The organism is Bacillus sp. 37MA, from assembly GCF_000372765.1.
GTDB lineage: Bacteria > Bacillota > Bacilli > Bacillales > Domibacillaceae > Domibacillus > Domibacillus aminovorans.
On the sequence record NZ_KB889752.1, the window covers coordinates 1,764,939 to 1,779,666 of the forward strand.

A 14,728-nucleotide genomic window follows, 5' to 3' on the forward strand; every position below is an offset into this window, starting at 1 on the left:
TTTATTTTATGTATCAATATTCAAAGCAAATAGTACGTTCATGTTCACTCGAAACAGAATTTGACCCGCTTTCTTCAATCATTATGCCTAAAACGGCTAGTTGATCATTTTCATCACTGTTAAAAAATGATAAATATACGAGAAACTAACTACTTTAAATTTCTTATTTTCGGGGATTCTACAAGCAGGAGGGTGAATAACAATGATTGAAAATTTCGAAATTGCACAATTATCGTCTGAACAAACGGAAAGAATACAGCAATTGGAAAGTGAGTTAGAATGCACGCTCATTGCCTATGAGCGCAAAAATGAGCGCAGCACACAGTCAATAACGTCCGGGGCATAGTCCCGGATGTTTTGACCGTTATTTCATCAAAACCTCAACTTCCAGATCTATCTATATTCTTAAAAAAATAACTTAATTAGCTTTACAGTATTTTGCAACTCAAAATTTTATCGGTTTCCAATAAATTAATGCAGCATGAAAAGTATATGGATATTCATATCTTCCATCCTTTTCTATAACATATGGACTTAAAGCTTGTTCAACTTCTTGTTTGTTATAATCTTTTGTTAAAATTTTACTTACATTATCACGTATAAGAGATTCATATGATGGGTATATGGAAACACTTGGTATTTCAATAATTTTGCAATTAGCCATAATACCGAGTTGGTACAAAATATTTTGTAAATGAATGTAGTCTCTACGTCTAAACTTAATAGAATAACCTTGTTCTCTATGTAAATTTACATAGTGAGGCTTTTCTGGCCCACTTGTCATTCCTACTATAGCAAGCCGGGATGCAACCTTATTCATTTTAAGCAATGATTCTTCTATATTACTTATACGATAATAGCAGTTTACTCCAAATACTACATCATAACTTTCCTTCATACTTATATGTTCCCATTTGTCATTTATAAAGCTTACATTGTTTAATTGATGCTTTTCAGATTCATCACTTAAGAAGTTGATAACACTCTGAGAGCTATCCACACATGTAAGATGTTTAACATTTTCAGCCACACAGAATGTATAATTTCCCCAACCGGGACCAATTTCTACTACACGATCATTCGTACGTAACAACGTCAGGAGCTCTTCTTGAATTCTATAAGCATAAGAATTGATGTAGTCCCCGCCCATTTGTTTCTTTTTTTCCATAAAAGAATGCCAAAAACCTTCTTCCGCTTCATCATGAATCATTCGGTTAGAAAGAGTTCCATCCCATTCCTTCATATTTTCCTTCCATAAATCAATGTAGTTGCACCCTAATGGTACACCTGAAATTTTCATTGCTATTTATCCCTCCTGCTCTGTTATACTCATTTTAGTCTTTTTAAATAGAGCAAATTGCTTTAGATCTAATCCATAATAAACTGAACGTACCTCTTTGCCATAAACTTATCTACTATTGTAATCTGTTCATACTGTTTAGGTGTTCCAGTTACAAACACCTCTCCATCTTTTAATGCAGAAGTTAAAAGGAATTTCTTACGACTTATGCTTCTAGTAAATCATTTTCGCATCAGACCCATGTCCTGGATATGGGAGTAACACGGAAGACAATAACTTTTTAGAAACAGGATGTTCTAATCGTTCAAGCAGTTCCATATTATCCAACCACTCTACAATCTCCCCGTTGTACATGACCGCTAGACGGTCTGCGATGTAATTGACTGCCTGTAAATCATGAGAAATAAAGAGGTATGACAGATGAAACTCTTCTTTTAATTGTGCCAAAAGATTTAGTATTTGTACTTGGACAAGAACATCTAAAGCACTGACAGCCTCATCAAATATAATTAACTTTGGCTTTAATGCAATCGCTCTTGCGATATTGATTCTTTGTAACTGTCCTCCACTGAACTGATAAGGGTATTTATGAATATCTTCTGTACATAACCCAACAATCTCTAAAAGCTCCTGTACTTTCTTTTTCTCTTGAACAGACGTAAGCCTTTCGTAATTTCTTAACGGCTCAGCAATAATCTCTCCTATAGTTAGTCTTGGATTAACAGAACTATAGCAATCCTGAAAGACAACTTGCAGATTTCGCCGTAATTCCTTTAATTCTTTTGCTTTTAAATTAGAAAGATTCTTCCCCTGAAACCATACCTCTCCCTGATCCGGCTTTTCCAGTCCTAGAATGATTTTACCAAGGGTACTCTTGCCCGATCCGCTTTCTCCTACGAGCCCTAAACATACTCTTTCTTCCAAAGTTAGAGAGACGTTTTTAACGGCTTCAACCGTTTTGCGCTTCCCCCAAACCGAATTCCCGAGCAAGTATGTTTTCTTTATACCTTTCAACTCAAGCAAGCTCACTCTTCATTCACCCAACTCTTTATCCTGATTTTAGACATCGTACTAGATGATTTTTTTCATACTCTTTCAATTCAAGATTATAACTTGAACAAGTGTGGTCTGCATCCTCACATCTTTCTAAAAATGGACATGTATTTTCTCTATTTATTAGATTAGGAGGAGGAACGCTTATATGCTTTACAATCTTTGTCTTTCTTCTCGTTAATCCAATTCTAGACTCTAACAAGACTCGGGTATATGGGTGCATTGGGCGATTAAATAACTTAAACACTGGTGCTTTCTCAACGATATAACCACCATACATCACAGCCACTTCGTCAGCCAACTGAGCAATCACACCTAGATCATGCGAAACCAATAAAATGCCTGTATCGTATTCTTCCCTTAACCAATTCAACTGTTTCAAAATCTGGAGTTGATTTGTCGCATCGAGTGCGGTCGTCGGCTCATCAGCAATGAGGATAGATGGATTTAATGACATGGTGATTGCAATCATAGCACGCTGCAGCATGCCGCCGCTTAGCTGAAACGGATATTGTTTCAACAAATTCTCTGGATAAGGCAAGTCCATTTTTTCCAAATAAGCCACGGCCATTTCCCGCGCTTGATGCTTAGTGATAGGCAAATGAGTCCTAAGCGTTTCAATAAAATGCCGTCCGATCGTCCTCACAGGATTAAAGGCGGTCATAGGATTTTGCATAATCGTGGCGATCTCACTGCCCCGTACTTTTCTCATATCTTCTTCTGAATAATTTAGAATGTCTTTATTTCTAAACTGGATACTCCCTTTTACCACCTTTGCCTCATCGGGTAAAAGATTTAATAGAGACATGCACGTCATCGTTTTCCCTGATCCGCTCTCTCCAACGAGGCCAAACACTTTCCCAGCCTCAATCTTAAAACTTACATCATGGACAGTGCGAGTCACTCCATACGGTGTTGAGACATCTATGTTCAAATTGTTTACAGTTAGAATGGGTTGCTGCCCCATCTTCCATTCTCCCTTCTATTCCCTTCTTAGATCAAGAGCATCCCTCAAGGCTTCGCCGAACAAGTTGAAAGCAATCACAACGATTAAGATCATCATCCCCGGATACAGCATCAATGAAGGTGCATTTCTAAAAAACGGCTTACTGTCATTGATCATCATCCCCCACTCTGCCCCTGGCGGCTGTATGCCAAAACCTAGAAAGGAGAAACTAGAAATAGCTAAAACCACTCCTCCGATGTCCATAAAGACTAATACAACCACTTGAGAGATAATAGCAGGTAAAATATGTTTTATAACAATGACTAACCTTGGGGTTCCGCATACTTTGGCCGCTAAGATAAAGTTTTGCTCCTTTACACTAAGAACCATTCCTCGAATGACGCGAGCATAAAAAACCCAATGGACAAGCACCATCGCCAAAATCAGATTACCAAGACCCGGTCCTAAAATTCCTATCAAAGCTAAGGACAGAAGCAAGCTTGGAAATGCCATGAGAATATCACACATTCGCATAAAGAGATAATCAACCCAACCCCCTCTAAAACCTGCATAAATACCAAGCGGGATACTAATCATCATCGTCAACCCCATAACAAGGAAAGCCGTTCCCAACGAAGTCCGTGTCCCATAGATTAGTCTAGATAATATACATCTCCCTAAATGATCGGTCCCCAATGGGAACTTGGAGGAAGACCCTTGCAATTTATGAGTGATATCAATCAGATTCGGATCATTTGGAGCCAAAATAGGGGGGAAAAGAGCCAATAATGTCATGATGAAAATAATCATGCTGCTGATCATCATGAGCTTATGTGACAGCAACTTTCGCTTCACGTTTTTCAATACCTTATTTCTCTCCTTCCCATCTTATACGGGGATCCAGGAAAGAATAGGCGATATCCACTAGGAGATTACAGACTACAAAGATCACACCCATAAACAATAAACAACCCTGAATCATCGGGTAATCCCGATTTAAAATAGACGTGACAAATAACTGTCCCATGCCGGGCCAAGCAAAAACTGTTTCAACAATAACTACCCCGCTTAGCATGTTCCCGAAGCTCATGCCAAGTCCAGTTAACACAGGTAATAAGGATTTTTTTAAGACATGCCTGCTAACGATTAATCTTCCACTCAATCCTCTCGCTCTGGCATACATTACAAATGGCTCGTTCAAATTTTCTAGCATACTAGCCCGAAGCAATCGCGTGTACGTACCTATATAAGCAAAAGACAACGTCAAGGAAGGAAGCACCAAATGAGCAAAAGTGCCCCTTCCTAATACAGGAAATAAGTCTAACTTTACGGATAGAAAATAGATCAAGAGAAATCCAAACCAAAAAGCAGGCATAGAGACACTAACAAAGGCTATTATTCTGCTCAACTGATCAACCAATTTTCCCTTGAAAATAGCAGACATCATTCCTATCGGTAAACTAATAACAACAATAAGGATGCACGAAGCAAATGTTAGTTGAACTGTCGGGAAGAAATGTAACATGATCTCGCCCCATACAGATTTCTTTGACAAATAAGACATCCCTAAATCCAATTGCACCGCTTTTCCCAACCACTCTACATACTGGGCATAAAGGGGCTTGTCCAGCCCTAATTCCACTCGAAGAGCAGCCACTGCCTCATCCGTAGGAGGAATATGTGACGCCCTTAAGTAAGCTACGGCCGGATCTCCAGGAGTTAAGTGAAGCAGGATAAAAGTGATGAGAGAAATCCCAAATAATATTGGAATTAAACTGGTAAGACGTTTAACAATAAACCAGCCCATTTATTACTCCTTAATCCGTTTTTAAAGTATCCTCACTTCATTTAACATTAATTGAAGTGAAAGGCACCTCATATTCTTGAGGTAAAAAATTTACTCCGCTAATATTTTTATGATAAACCGCTACATTAGACTGATAAGATATTGGTAAGTAAACAGCTTGTTCGTGCAATGTAGTTAAAATATCTTCATATAACATTTTTCTCTTTTCTTCGTCTGTACTTAATAATACTTCTTTAATTTTCTCATCTATTTCTTTCTTTGCCGGCAAACCTAATAGAGCTTTGTAATCTGGACTTCCGTTTTCCGAGCTTTTCGTTATAGCTGATAAATAGGAATGTGGATCAAACGGTACACCCCAGCTTGCTGTAAATAATAAATCAAAATCGCCTTGATATGCGGTTGTCCAAAAAGTCTCTTCTTCCTGACTAGTCAACTTAATATCTATCCCCAGTTTTCTAAAATCGCCTTGGATAAATTCTGCGATCGCCTTTTGAATGTTGTCTGTACTAATAAACAGTAATTCCAGTTGTAATGTTTCTCCATCCTTTTCTCGAAATGGTTTTCCTTTTATTTGTTTCCATCCGGCTTCATCCAGTAACTGTTTTGCTTTTTCTACATCGTATTCATAAGGATTTACACTAATATTCGTGTATGGCAACATAGGTGCAAACAAAGTATCAGCCTTTTTTTCATTACCGTAAAAGATATTATCGATGACGGCTTGTTTATTAAAAGCATGTTGGAGAGCTGACCGTAATTTAATGTCTTTGATCGCTTCTCTGTTCGTGTTAAAAAGCAGCGCCCTTGTAGCTGTAGGTTCTGATATTTTAGTTTCATATTTTCCTGAATCTTTTAAAAACTGGAATGAATCTTGGCTAATGACCCCGTTACCAAAAATAAGATCGATTTCCTTTTTCTCAAAAGCTAATACTCTAGACTCACCGTCAGGAATGACTTTAACAACTACCTTGTCTACTTTCGGTTTTGTCCCCCAATACTGTTCGTTTCTTGTAAATATAGCCTCTTCATTTTCCTTATATTCGTTCAATACCCACGGACCTGTGCCTATTGGAGATTTGAGCCCTTCAAATGTGTTTTGACTGTCAGGAAAAGCACCTTCTCCTACAAATCTCAACGGTCTTATGTAAGTTAGTTCTTGAAGAGTTGGATAATACGGCTTGTGCAAATTCAGTTTAAATGTAGATTCATCCACTACTTCTGTACTTTTAATTTGATTAATTAATTCCATCCATTCATGTTGTTCCGCATTAGCTAAAACGGTATCAAAGTTTTTCTTGACGATAGCAGCATTAAATGGTGAACCATCAGAAAATTTAACATCTTCTCTCAGATGAAATACGTATTCTTTTCCATCTTTCGATACATCCCAACTCTCGGCCAGCCAAGGCTGAATTTCTCCGCCTTCACCGTAGTAAACAAGAGGTTCATATACCATAGCCTGCGAAAACCACTGATTTGGAAAGTATGTATGCGGATTTAAGTCACCTATATCTCCAGACCAGGAAAAAGTAAGAACTTTTGGTTTATCTTTATCTGATGTATTTTCTTGATCTTTTGTTGTGTTGCTGCAACCAGCAACAAAGACTGTTAGAATCACTAATAGTCCAACAATAGAAGTGACTAATTTAGACTTTTTTAAAAACATATATTCTCACCTTCAATATAGAATTTTAACGGTTCTGATGCAAATAAGCATTTGCACCAGAACCCGTCACCGTAACAACCTCTTTTCGATTAATTTAGAGCCAAACTGTTTTTTCTGTATAAGGAGTTCGTTTCGTCGCTGGCACTTCTTGATCTGCTTTCGGATACCCGATAAAAATCGTCCCTACCACTTTTTGATTTTCTGGTGATCCGATAAACCGGTGCATTCTTTCATCATGAACAAGACCCACTCCTCTTGTACGCCAAACAAACCCAAGACCAAGCTCCCCTGCAGCAAGCCACATCGATTGAATCGCACAACATACTGCAAATATATTATCTTCGGAGGCTTCGGAATCACCTGGAACAAGATCTGCCGTTACGACAATGACTACCGGTGTCGAAGTAATCACTTTCAGCGAGCTTTCTACTAAATTTGGCTTTGTCGGAAAACGCTGTTGCAAAAATTCCTCTGCTAATGTTTCATAGCGCTGCTTCGCTTCATCTTTCATCACATAAAAATTCCATGGCTCACGTAGACGATCATTCGGTGCAAATGTCGCTGCTTCTAGTAATTGTTCAATTTTCTCATCTTCGACTGGCGTGTTCTCATAATTTCGGATGGCGCGACGTTCTTTCAATGCTTGAATAATAGACAAATTTTATCTCTCCTTTTTCAGGTCGTAATGGTTTCTGCTTCTAGCATTTTTTCGTACCATTTTATTTTTTCACGTAATTGGACAACCTTACCTACGAGTACCATTGCCGGGTTTTGGATGTTCTCCTCTATTACTAATTCATGAATCGTTTGAAGATTTCCAGTAAGCGTTCTTTGTTTTTCCGTTGTTCCCCATTCAATGACCGCAACTGGTGTTGTCGCCTGTCTTCCATTCGCAATCAGTTGTTTGCAAATATATTCTAAGTTGCCAACGCCCATGTAAAAAGCAACTGTATCGATACCCGTTGCAAGTGCTGGCCAATTGAGATGATCCTCCCCTTTGCTATCACGGCCGTGGCCCGTTACAATAGCAAAGCTTGAGGCATGATCACGATGTGTCACAGGAATACCCGCATACGCTGGTGCTGCAATCCCTGCCGTCACGCCAGGAACAATTTCATATTCGATTCCGTGTTCAGCCAGCACTTCTGCTTCCTCCCCAACACGTCCGAACACACACGGATCTCCCCCTTTTAAACGGGTCACCGTTTTACCTTCCATCGCTTTATCCACTAAAAGTGTATGTATTTCATCTTGAATGAGATGATGTCTCCCTGGTGATTTCCCACAAAAGACTAGCTCAGCACCTTCTTTTGCATATTCTAATAATTTCGGATTAACGAGCCTATCGTAGGCAATTACATCCGATGTTTGAATACATTCGAGCCCATAAACCGTCAATAGCTTTGGATCACCTGGTCCTGCACCGACTAAATAGACTTTTCCTTTTTTCATCGCGTAATCCCCCTTTTCAATGATTCAAGTAAACCATGTTTACTTCGATGCCTTCTGCTTATAGTTGACACATGCCGTAATCCAACGTTCAACAAGCCCCGGATTAGAAGCGAAGTGAAAATGAGTATAACCGGCAACAAGATTTCCTTTCAAATATCCTTCTTGCTTCTTACCAAAACGCCCTTTTGTTTCATACGCATATGGCAAACCTTCAGCTCGTTCATATGTAGAATAGTGGAACTCATGGCCTTTCGCTTGTTGATTCGGATCAATTAAGAAATTCCCTTCTGTTCCGAATATTTCACGATAGCCAAGAGCAGCTAGTTTCTTCTGCATCATAATTTTCCCTGGAATCAGTCCAATCATCGGATACTCAACACCTGCTGTATCAGCAATCGACTCTGTTAAATACATAAAGCCTCCACATTCAGCGAGCGTCGGCAAACCGTTCGTAATCGCAGTTCGAATCGACCCTTTTGAACGTTCATGACGCGCTAACTCAGCCGCAAACTCTTCGGGAAAACCTCCCCCTATGTATAAACCATCCGCTTCAGAAGGAATTTCCTCACCTTCTAATGGAGAAAAATACGTCAGTTTCGCCCCGTATGCTTCTAATAATTCAAGGTTTTCTTGATAGTAGAAATTGAACGCCGCATCTTTGGCAACAGCGATGTAAACACCTTGATCTTCACGTTGTTCAAATAAACCTGAAGACTCATTCGTCATTTCCGTCGTTTCTGCTAATTCATATAGTCGATCCACATCAATTGTTTCCGAAATTAGATTTGCGAGTCTTCCAAAAAACGGATTAAGTTCACCTCGTTCAATGGCTGGAATTAACCCTAAATGGCGACTAGGAATATCAATATCTTGCTCCCGTTTCATATAGCCAAGCACTGGCACAGCACATTCTTGCTCAATGGCTGCTTTCACAATATTGTAATGCCCAACGCTACCGACTTGATTCGCAATCACTCCAACAATGTTTGGACCGGTCGCCAACGTTTGAAAACCTTTAACGATAGCCGCTGCGCTGCGCGCCATGCTAGCACAATTCACAATAAGCAGTACTGGGCTTTCCGTAATCATGCTAATTTCAGCCGTTGAGCCTGTATTCTCTAATGGACTTTTCCCATCATAGAAGCCCATTACACCTTCAATGATTGAAATATCAGCACCCTCGCTTGCTCGTGCAACCATCTCACGTACAGTACCATGCTCAAACATCCAGCTATCTAAATTTCTCGAAACTCTGCCCGTAACAGCCGTATGATAAGAAGGGTCAATATAGTCCGGTCCACATTTAAACCCTTGTACGGTATAGCCTTTTTGTTGCAACGCGGCCATAATGCCGATTGTACACGTCGTTTTACCGACCCCACTGCCAGTCCCAGCAATGACTAATCTTCTTGTACTCATACCGTTTCCTCCGTTTAAGAAAAGCGCAAGGTGCCCGTAATCGGCGACAAGCATAAGATGAACGCTGACAGAAGGTGCTTTTGCCTTCCGAAGCGATTAGCTTATGACCTCAAGCCGATGGCGCCTGGAGCTAGACACCAAAACGCCTCGAAAATTTCATGATCTCTTGTTTGTTAAAAAGGAATGACACCGACAGAAATCGTGACATTGCCTGATTTTTTCTTAACGAGCTCAAGTTGCTTGGCTCCTGAATATAAGCGAACAGCCGGTTCACTGACTCCATAAGCGCCTGTGTATTTAAACACGGTATCAGATGGTGCTTCAATAGCTGCTGTGTTTAATTCAGCCGGCGGATAATAGACAAATTCCCAGCCGTACTTCTCTACGACTTCAAGCAAGCCTACTTCGTCTTTTTTCAAATCAATCGTACAAAGTGCCTTCACGCTTTTAATAGAAATATTCAGTTCAATGAGTGTATCGAGAATGACTTGCTCAATTTCTTCTGCTGAGGTTCCGCGATTGCATCCCATGCCAATCACAACCGTTTTTGGTCGAAACACAATCCCATTTTCCAAAATCACTTCTTCTTCTTTCGCTAACAAACGATGCGTAACAATTAAAGCGGCTTTTGGTTTTGCTTGGATCGCTTTAGCAATAGAAGGATAGCTGATAATTTGCTCTGGAAGTGGTCTATCATACATCCACCAATTGGGTTCTCCTGATTCTTGAACAATCGCGACATGCTCTTCATTCACAACCGACGCGCTTACAGGTGTTAGTTTTTCTGCTGAATCCCATACCCAACCGAAGCGAGAGCCAAATAAATCGACAGGAATCGTTTTTTGAACATCTGAAGCGGTCGTGATAATCGCTCTTGCATCCAAAGCGGCTGCTACTTCGTGAGTAAGCTCATTTGCACCACCTAGATGTCCGGATAATACGCTAATTACATTTTCTCCTCGATCATCAATAACGACAACACCAGGATCCGTTTTTTTATCTTTTAAAATCGGAGCAATCATTCTCACAACGGCACCGAGAGAAATAATCATAATAATGCCTTTATATTGCCTGAAAAGCGTGGGCAGTAACATCCGCACGCTTCCTGAAAAAAGCTGAATATGCTTATGCTCTTCATCGCCTTTTTCAAACTTACTCATATAATACAAATCTGAATGAGTAAACACTGTATGTAGACGGCGGGATAGTTCAACACCATGCTTCGTAATCGCTACAATTGCATAGGAATTTTTTTGGACAACAGACGGCTGTATTCCTTCTTGCAATTCAATCATCATGATTTTATCCCTTTACGAAATCCGTGTGTAAAGCTCGCATCATATAATTTCGAGCGATATTCATCTTTCTCATGAATAGTTGGATCTAATGCCCATCCTGCCAAGATCATCGCATGTTTGCGAATCCCATTTTTCCGCATATCTTCATCTAGATTTACCAATGTTGTGCGGACAATTTTTTGATCTGGCCATGATGCCCGCTGAATAACTGCAACAGGTGTTTCGTCTTTCCAACCAGCAGCTTGCAGTTCTTTCACAATTTTCTTCGTTAATGTTGCGCTTAAGAAAAGAGCGATTGTACAATGATGACTTGCAAGGTCTTTTAACTTCTCGAATTCTGGAACAGGTGTCCGTCCTTCGGCTCTTGTTAAAATAAGTGTTTGGGTTAAATCTGGAATCGTCAGCTCCGCACCGATTGCCGCAGCAGAAGCAAATACGGAACTCACCCCCGGAATCACTTCATAACCGATTTCCTCCTTTTTCAAAAGAGCAATTTGTTCCATAATCGCCCCATACATCGCAGGATCTCCTGTATGAATACGAGCGACCATTTTACCTGCATTTACACGTTCCACCATGACATTCACCATTTCTTCTAAATGCATGCCAGCTGTTTTTAACACTTCTGCTTCAGGTTTTGCCTTTGCAATTAATTCTTCATTTACTAATGAATCTGTATATAAAACAACGTCTGCCGTTTGAAGAATATGTAAACCTTTAACCGTAATTAAATCCGGATCTCCCGGGCCCGCTCCTACTATATAAATCTTCTTCATTTTCTCACCACCATTAATGTTAAGTATTCAAGCTCAGCTCCTTCTAGCTCACTGACCTTCCAAATTACTTCTTCGTCAGACGTAACCTTCGTAACAACAGATGCTTTATCTAAAAGATCTAAATCTTTTAAAACGGTAATCATTAAATCAATCACTTTAGCCACTTTAATAAACACGACAGCGTCATGATCTTCAATGGCTTTTTTCATTTCTTCGTAGTCATCGCGAGCGGGAACAATCGCAACATGATCATCGCCATCCGCTAAAGCAATACCGAGCCTTGAAGCTGAACCGTTAAAGGATGAAATTCCAGGTACGGTTTTAATCTCCACTTCCGGGTGCAATTTTTGCATTAATTTCATCATATGAATAAACGTACTGTATAAAAGCGGGTCACCTTCTGTAACGAAAGCAACGTCTTTCCCTTCATTCAACTTTTGCCAAACCTTCTCGACCGTCCCATTCCATTCACGATCTAAAATTGTTTGGTCTTTCGTCATTGGAAAAACAAGGCCAAGCATTTCCTTCTCTTCAGGACGAATATATACTTCAACAATTCGATGCGCATAGCTCTTACTGCCTTTACGTTTTCGTGGATAGGCAATAACAGGTGACTCTTGAATAACGCGAAACGCTTTAACTGTAATTAACTCTGGATCTCCTGGACCAACGCCAAGACCGTATAATGTGCCGAGATTACTCATTCGTGACTTCCTTTCGTTGTGCCGTAATAATATAAATTGGATTAAGTGGAACAAAACGATTCATCCCTAAGATAGGCTTGCTCCGTGAAATTTGTGCATGCATGATCGACGTTTGAAAGCCAGCTTGTGCAAAAGCTTCATTCGCCCGGTACAAGTTCTCAATCGTAGCTGCATTGAGAACAATTCGTCCGCCTTCTTTCAAGCGATGACAGCATGTTTGGATCAAATCGACCATTTCGCCACCGGTTCCTCCGATGAAAATCGCATCCGGATCAGGGAAAGTTTCTAACCCGTGCGGTGCTTTTCCATGAATCGCCGTTAAATCAGTACGAAACTTGCGTTGATTTTGAAAACAATTGTCTAAATCTGGTTCGTTCTTTTCAATCGCAAAAACGTGCCCTTCTGGAGCCAGTTTCGCTGCTTCAATCGCCATCGAACCTGTACACGTTCCAACATCCCAAACAACACTATCTTTCTGCAGGTTTAATGCGTAAAGGCTTAACACACGAATTTCCTTTTTCGTAATTAATCCTTTGTCTGGCTTACGTTGTGAAAACTCCTCATCATCAATACCTAGCGTCCAATTTGGTCCATCGGCTACTTTTTTCAAAATCACAACATTTAACGAAGAAAACTCATGATTAACCATTTCTTCGAGTTCATACCAGCCTACCTTTTCGTTTTCCCCCTGCAAGTTTTCCGCGACAAATGCGCGGTACTCCGTCATACCGAAAGAAAGAAGATATTCGGCAATACGATTAGGACTATTCTCTTCATCCGTGAGTAACGCCACTTTTGCTTTACCATCTATTCGCTGTGCCAATCCTTTTATACTTCGACCATGAACACTGACTAAATAAGCATCTTGCCAGCTTTCGCCCATTTTTGAAAAAGCAAGTTGGACAGAACTTAAATATGGATACACTTCTATATTCATTTTGCTAGAAAGATAGCCACCAATCCCGTAATAAAGCGGATCGCCTGAAGCTAAAACAACAGTTGGACGCGTTTCTTTTTGCAATCGCTCAACAATCGCTTTTAAACCACCCTTCACGACGACCTTCTCTCCTTGATAATTCGGGAAGAAAGATAACACCCTCTCACCACCAATAAGCACTTCGCTTTCTTCAATCCACTCGGCATATTGTGGCAACAAGCTTTCTTGACCGTTATCCCCGATCCCAATTAATTTCATCGATTGAGTCAATACCAACAGTCCTTCCTAATAATTGTCCCTTCATTGAATAAATCGCCGTTCCCATTTCTATTCCACCCTTGATATGGTGGAGTGACGAGTAGCAGCAAGCTTCACAAAGATGATCAAAGAATGCATCATGACCTTTCTCAGACAGAAGCTCGCCGACCTGAGAAGCGGTATTCGCACTCACCACTTCTTCTACAAGCTCTTCACTAGCACCAACATCGCGTGCCAGCTCCGCGAGAAAGTCAAAATTAATTGGCGCACTTTTCGAATGAACCATCATGACGCCTTGCGCAACTTTTGAAAATTTCCCCATCATCCCAACAAGTGTGACTTTTTTGATTCCTTGTTTTTTGCATTGCTTTAATGAGAAGCCGACAAAATCACCCATTTCAATAAAAGCTTCCTCTTGTAAATCAGGAAGTAACCCCATCGCATATTTCTCACTGCGGCCACCTGTCGTTAAGACGAGATGCTCACAGCCACTTGCCTTGGCAACGCTTATCGCTTGCACAATACTTGCCATATAGGCAGAACTAGAAAAAGGAACTACGGTGCCTCTTGTCCCTAAAATCGAGATGCCACCTATAATTCCTAGTCGGCCGTTTAATGTTTTCTTCGCAATTTCTTCACCAGCCGGAACAGAAATAACGACTTTCACACCTCTATTAATCTGAAACTCTTCTAACGTCTGTTGAACAGTGGTTAATATCATTTTTCGCGGCACTGGGTTAATCGCCGCTTCACCGACTGGAACAGGAAGACCCGGCTTGGTCACACGACCAACACCGACTCCTCCGTCCAAAATAATGCCTGGTGTATCCAACCAACTCACTGTAGAAATAATAAGTGCTTGATGAGTCGCATCCGGATCATCACCAGCATCTTTAATCGTTTCACAACTCACTGAGTCTTTCGTGATTTCACATTTTTCTATTGTAAAAGTAGCGTCACGTCCAACAGGTAGATGAATGGTCGCATTTTCTTGCTCTTCACCGGTAATTAAAGCTGTTAAAGCTGCCTTCGTTACGGCTGTTGAACAGGCCCCTGTTGTATAGCCATGTCTCATTTCAGATGGGTCCTTCTTGGCTTTCTTTTGCATGATT

At 40.4% G+C, this 14,728-nt stretch carries 15 protein-coding genes; 1 reads left to right on the plus strand and 14 read right to left on the minus strand.

Translation table 11 applies throughout. The features are described from left to right. The first annotated feature begins 202 nt into the window (after window positions 1-202). Window positions 203-346: a hypothetical protein gene (locus A3M5_RS25375; RefSeq protein ID WP_018393610.1), complete on the plus strand. Its 144-nt coding sequence runs from the start codon at window positions 203-205 to the stop codon at window positions 344-346. A gap of 99 nt (window positions 347-445) precedes the next feature. Here A3M5_RS25375 and A3M5_RS0109900 read toward each other — a convergent pair whose 3' ends face one another. The 14 genes from A3M5_RS0109900 to A3M5_RS0109965 all read right to left on the minus strand — a co-directional run bounded on the left by A3M5_RS0109900 (window position 446) and on the right by A3M5_RS0109965 (window position 14,724). Beyond that, complete coding sequence (locus A3M5_RS0109900) at window positions 446-1,300, minus strand: class I SAM-dependent methyltransferase (RefSeq protein WP_018393611.1); 855 nt, start codon at window positions 1,298-1,300, stop codon at window positions 446-448. Window positions 1,301-1,513: 213 nt separating this feature from the next. After that, window positions 1,514-2,329, minus strand: a complete 816-nt coding sequence (gene nikE / locus A3M5_RS0109905; protein ID WP_018393612.1) for a nickel import ATP-binding protein NikE — start codon at window positions 2,327-2,329, stop codon at window positions 1,514-1,516. A gap of 19 nt (window positions 2,330-2,348) precedes the next feature. Beyond that, window positions 2,349-3,320, minus strand: a complete 972-nt coding sequence (locus A3M5_RS0109910) for an ABC transporter ATP-binding protein (RefSeq protein WP_018393613.1) — start codon at window positions 3,318-3,320, stop codon at window positions 2,349-2,351. 15 nt (window positions 3,321-3,335) lie between these two features. Continuing rightward, window positions 3,336-4,163 carry a nickel transporter permease gene (gene nikC / locus A3M5_RS0109915; RefSeq protein WP_018393614.1) on the minus strand — a complete coding sequence of 276 codons (828 nt, stop codon included), beginning with the start codon at window positions 4,161-4,163 and terminating at the stop codon, window positions 3,336-3,338. A 4-nt stretch (window positions 4,164-4,167) separates the two neighbouring features. Next, complete coding sequence (gene nikB / locus A3M5_RS0109920) at window positions 4,168-5,106, minus strand: nickel ABC transporter permease (protein ID WP_018393615.1); 939 nt, start codon at window positions 5,104-5,106, stop codon at window positions 4,168-4,170. A 37-nt stretch (window positions 5,107-5,143) separates the two neighbouring features. Then, window positions 5,144-6,772, minus strand: a complete 1,629-nt coding sequence (gene nikA, locus A3M5_RS0109925; protein ID WP_018393616.1) for a nickel ABC transporter substrate-binding protein — start codon at window positions 6,770-6,772, stop codon at window positions 5,144-5,146. Between the two features lie 94 nt (window positions 6,773-6,866). Further along, complete coding sequence (locus A3M5_RS0109930; RefSeq protein ID WP_018393617.1) at window positions 6,867-7,430, minus strand: nitroreductase family protein; 564 nt, start codon at window positions 7,428-7,430, stop codon at window positions 6,867-6,869. A gap of 17 nt (window positions 7,431-7,447) precedes the next feature. Continuing rightward, on the minus strand, window positions 7,448-8,224 hold the full coding sequence (gene cobA / locus A3M5_RS0109935; RefSeq protein ID WP_018393618.1) for a uroporphyrinogen-III C-methyltransferase: 777 nt from the start codon (window positions 8,222-8,224) through the stop codon (window positions 7,448-7,450). Window positions 8,225-8,263: 39 nt separating this feature from the next. Further along, entirely contained in the window at window positions 8,264-9,643 is a 1,380-nt protein-coding gene (locus A3M5_RS0109940; protein WP_018393619.1) for a cobyrinic acid a,c-diamide synthase CobB, read from the minus strand. Between the two features lie 173 nt (window positions 9,644-9,816). Continuing rightward, complete coding sequence (locus tag A3M5_RS0109945) at window positions 9,817-10,938, minus strand: cobalt-precorrin 5A hydrolase (protein ID WP_026221665.1); 1,122 nt, start codon at window positions 10,936-10,938, stop codon at window positions 9,817-9,819. Next, complete coding sequence (gene cobM, locus A3M5_RS0109950; protein ID WP_018393621.1) at window positions 10,938-11,717, minus strand: precorrin-4 C(11)-methyltransferase; 780 nt, start codon at window positions 11,715-11,717, stop codon at window positions 10,938-10,940. The genes A3M5_RS0109945 and cobM overlap by 1 nt, the downstream gene beginning before the upstream one ends. Beyond that, on the minus strand, window positions 11,714-12,421 hold the full coding sequence (gene cobI, locus A3M5_RS0109955) for a precorrin-2 C(20)-methyltransferase (RefSeq protein WP_018393622.1): 708 nt from the start codon (window positions 12,419-12,421) through the stop codon (window positions 11,714-11,716). Before cobI ends, cobM begins: the two co-directional genes overlap by 4 nt. Further along, entirely contained in the window at window positions 12,414-13,628 is a 1,215-nt protein-coding gene (locus A3M5_RS0109960; RefSeq protein WP_026221666.1) for a bifunctional cobalt-precorrin-7 (C(5))-methyltransferase/cobalt-precorrin-6B (C(15))-methyltransferase, read from the minus strand. The genes cobI and A3M5_RS0109960 overlap by 8 nt, the downstream gene beginning before the upstream one ends. Next, entirely contained in the window at window positions 13,591-14,724 is a 1,134-nt protein-coding gene (locus A3M5_RS0109965) for a cobalt-precorrin-5B (C(1))-methyltransferase (RefSeq protein WP_026221667.1), read from the minus strand. The genes A3M5_RS0109960 and A3M5_RS0109965 overlap by 38 nt, the downstream gene beginning before the upstream one ends. Between the last annotated feature and the right edge of the window lie 4 nt (window positions 14,725-14,728).

What these genes read in the sequence shown, in the direction of transcription:
- cobM (WP_018393621.1), bottom strand. Translation starts at nt 11,717, where the DNA reads ATGAAGAAGATTTATATAGTAGGAGCGGGCCCGGGAGATCCGGATTTA.
- A3M5_RS0109945 (WP_026221665.1), bottom strand. Translation starts at nt 10,938, where the DNA reads ATGATTGAATTGCAAGAAGGAATACAGCCGTCTGTTGTCCAAAAAAAT.
- A3M5_RS0109910 (WP_018393613.1), bottom strand. Translation starts at nt 3,320, where the DNA reads ATGGGGCAGCAACCCATTCTAACTGTAAACAATTTGAACATAGATGTC.
- A3M5_RS0109900 (WP_018393611.1), bottom strand. Translation starts at nt 1,300, where the DNA reads ATGAAAATTTCAGGTGTACCATTAGGGTGCAACTACATTGATTTATGG.
- nikA (WP_018393616.1), bottom strand. Translation starts at nt 6,772, where the DNA reads ATGTTTTTAAAAAAGTCTAAATTAGTCACTTCTATTGTTGGACTATTA.
- cobI (WP_018393622.1), bottom strand. Translation starts at nt 12,421, where the DNA reads ATGAGTAATCTCGGCACATTATACGGTCTTGGCGTTGGTCCAGGAGAT.
- nikB (WP_018393615.1), bottom strand. Translation starts at nt 5,106, where the DNA reads ATGGGCTGGTTTATTGTTAAACGTCTTACCAGTTTAATTCCAATATTA.
- cobA (WP_018393618.1), bottom strand. Translation starts at nt 8,224, where the DNA reads ATGAAAAAAGGAAAAGTCTATTTAGTCGGTGCAGGACCAGGTGATCCA.
- A3M5_RS0109965 (WP_026221667.1), bottom strand. Translation starts at nt 14,724, where the DNA reads ATGCAAAAGAAAGCCAAGAAGGACCCATCTGAAATGAGACATGGCTAT.
- A3M5_RS25375 (WP_018393610.1), top strand. Translation starts at nt 203, where the DNA reads ATGATTGAAAATTTCGAAATTGCACAATTATCGTCTGAACAAACGGAA.
- A3M5_RS0109940 (WP_018393619.1), bottom strand. Translation starts at nt 9,643, where the DNA reads ATGAGTACAAGAAGATTAGTCATTGCTGGGACTGGCAGTGGGGTCGGT.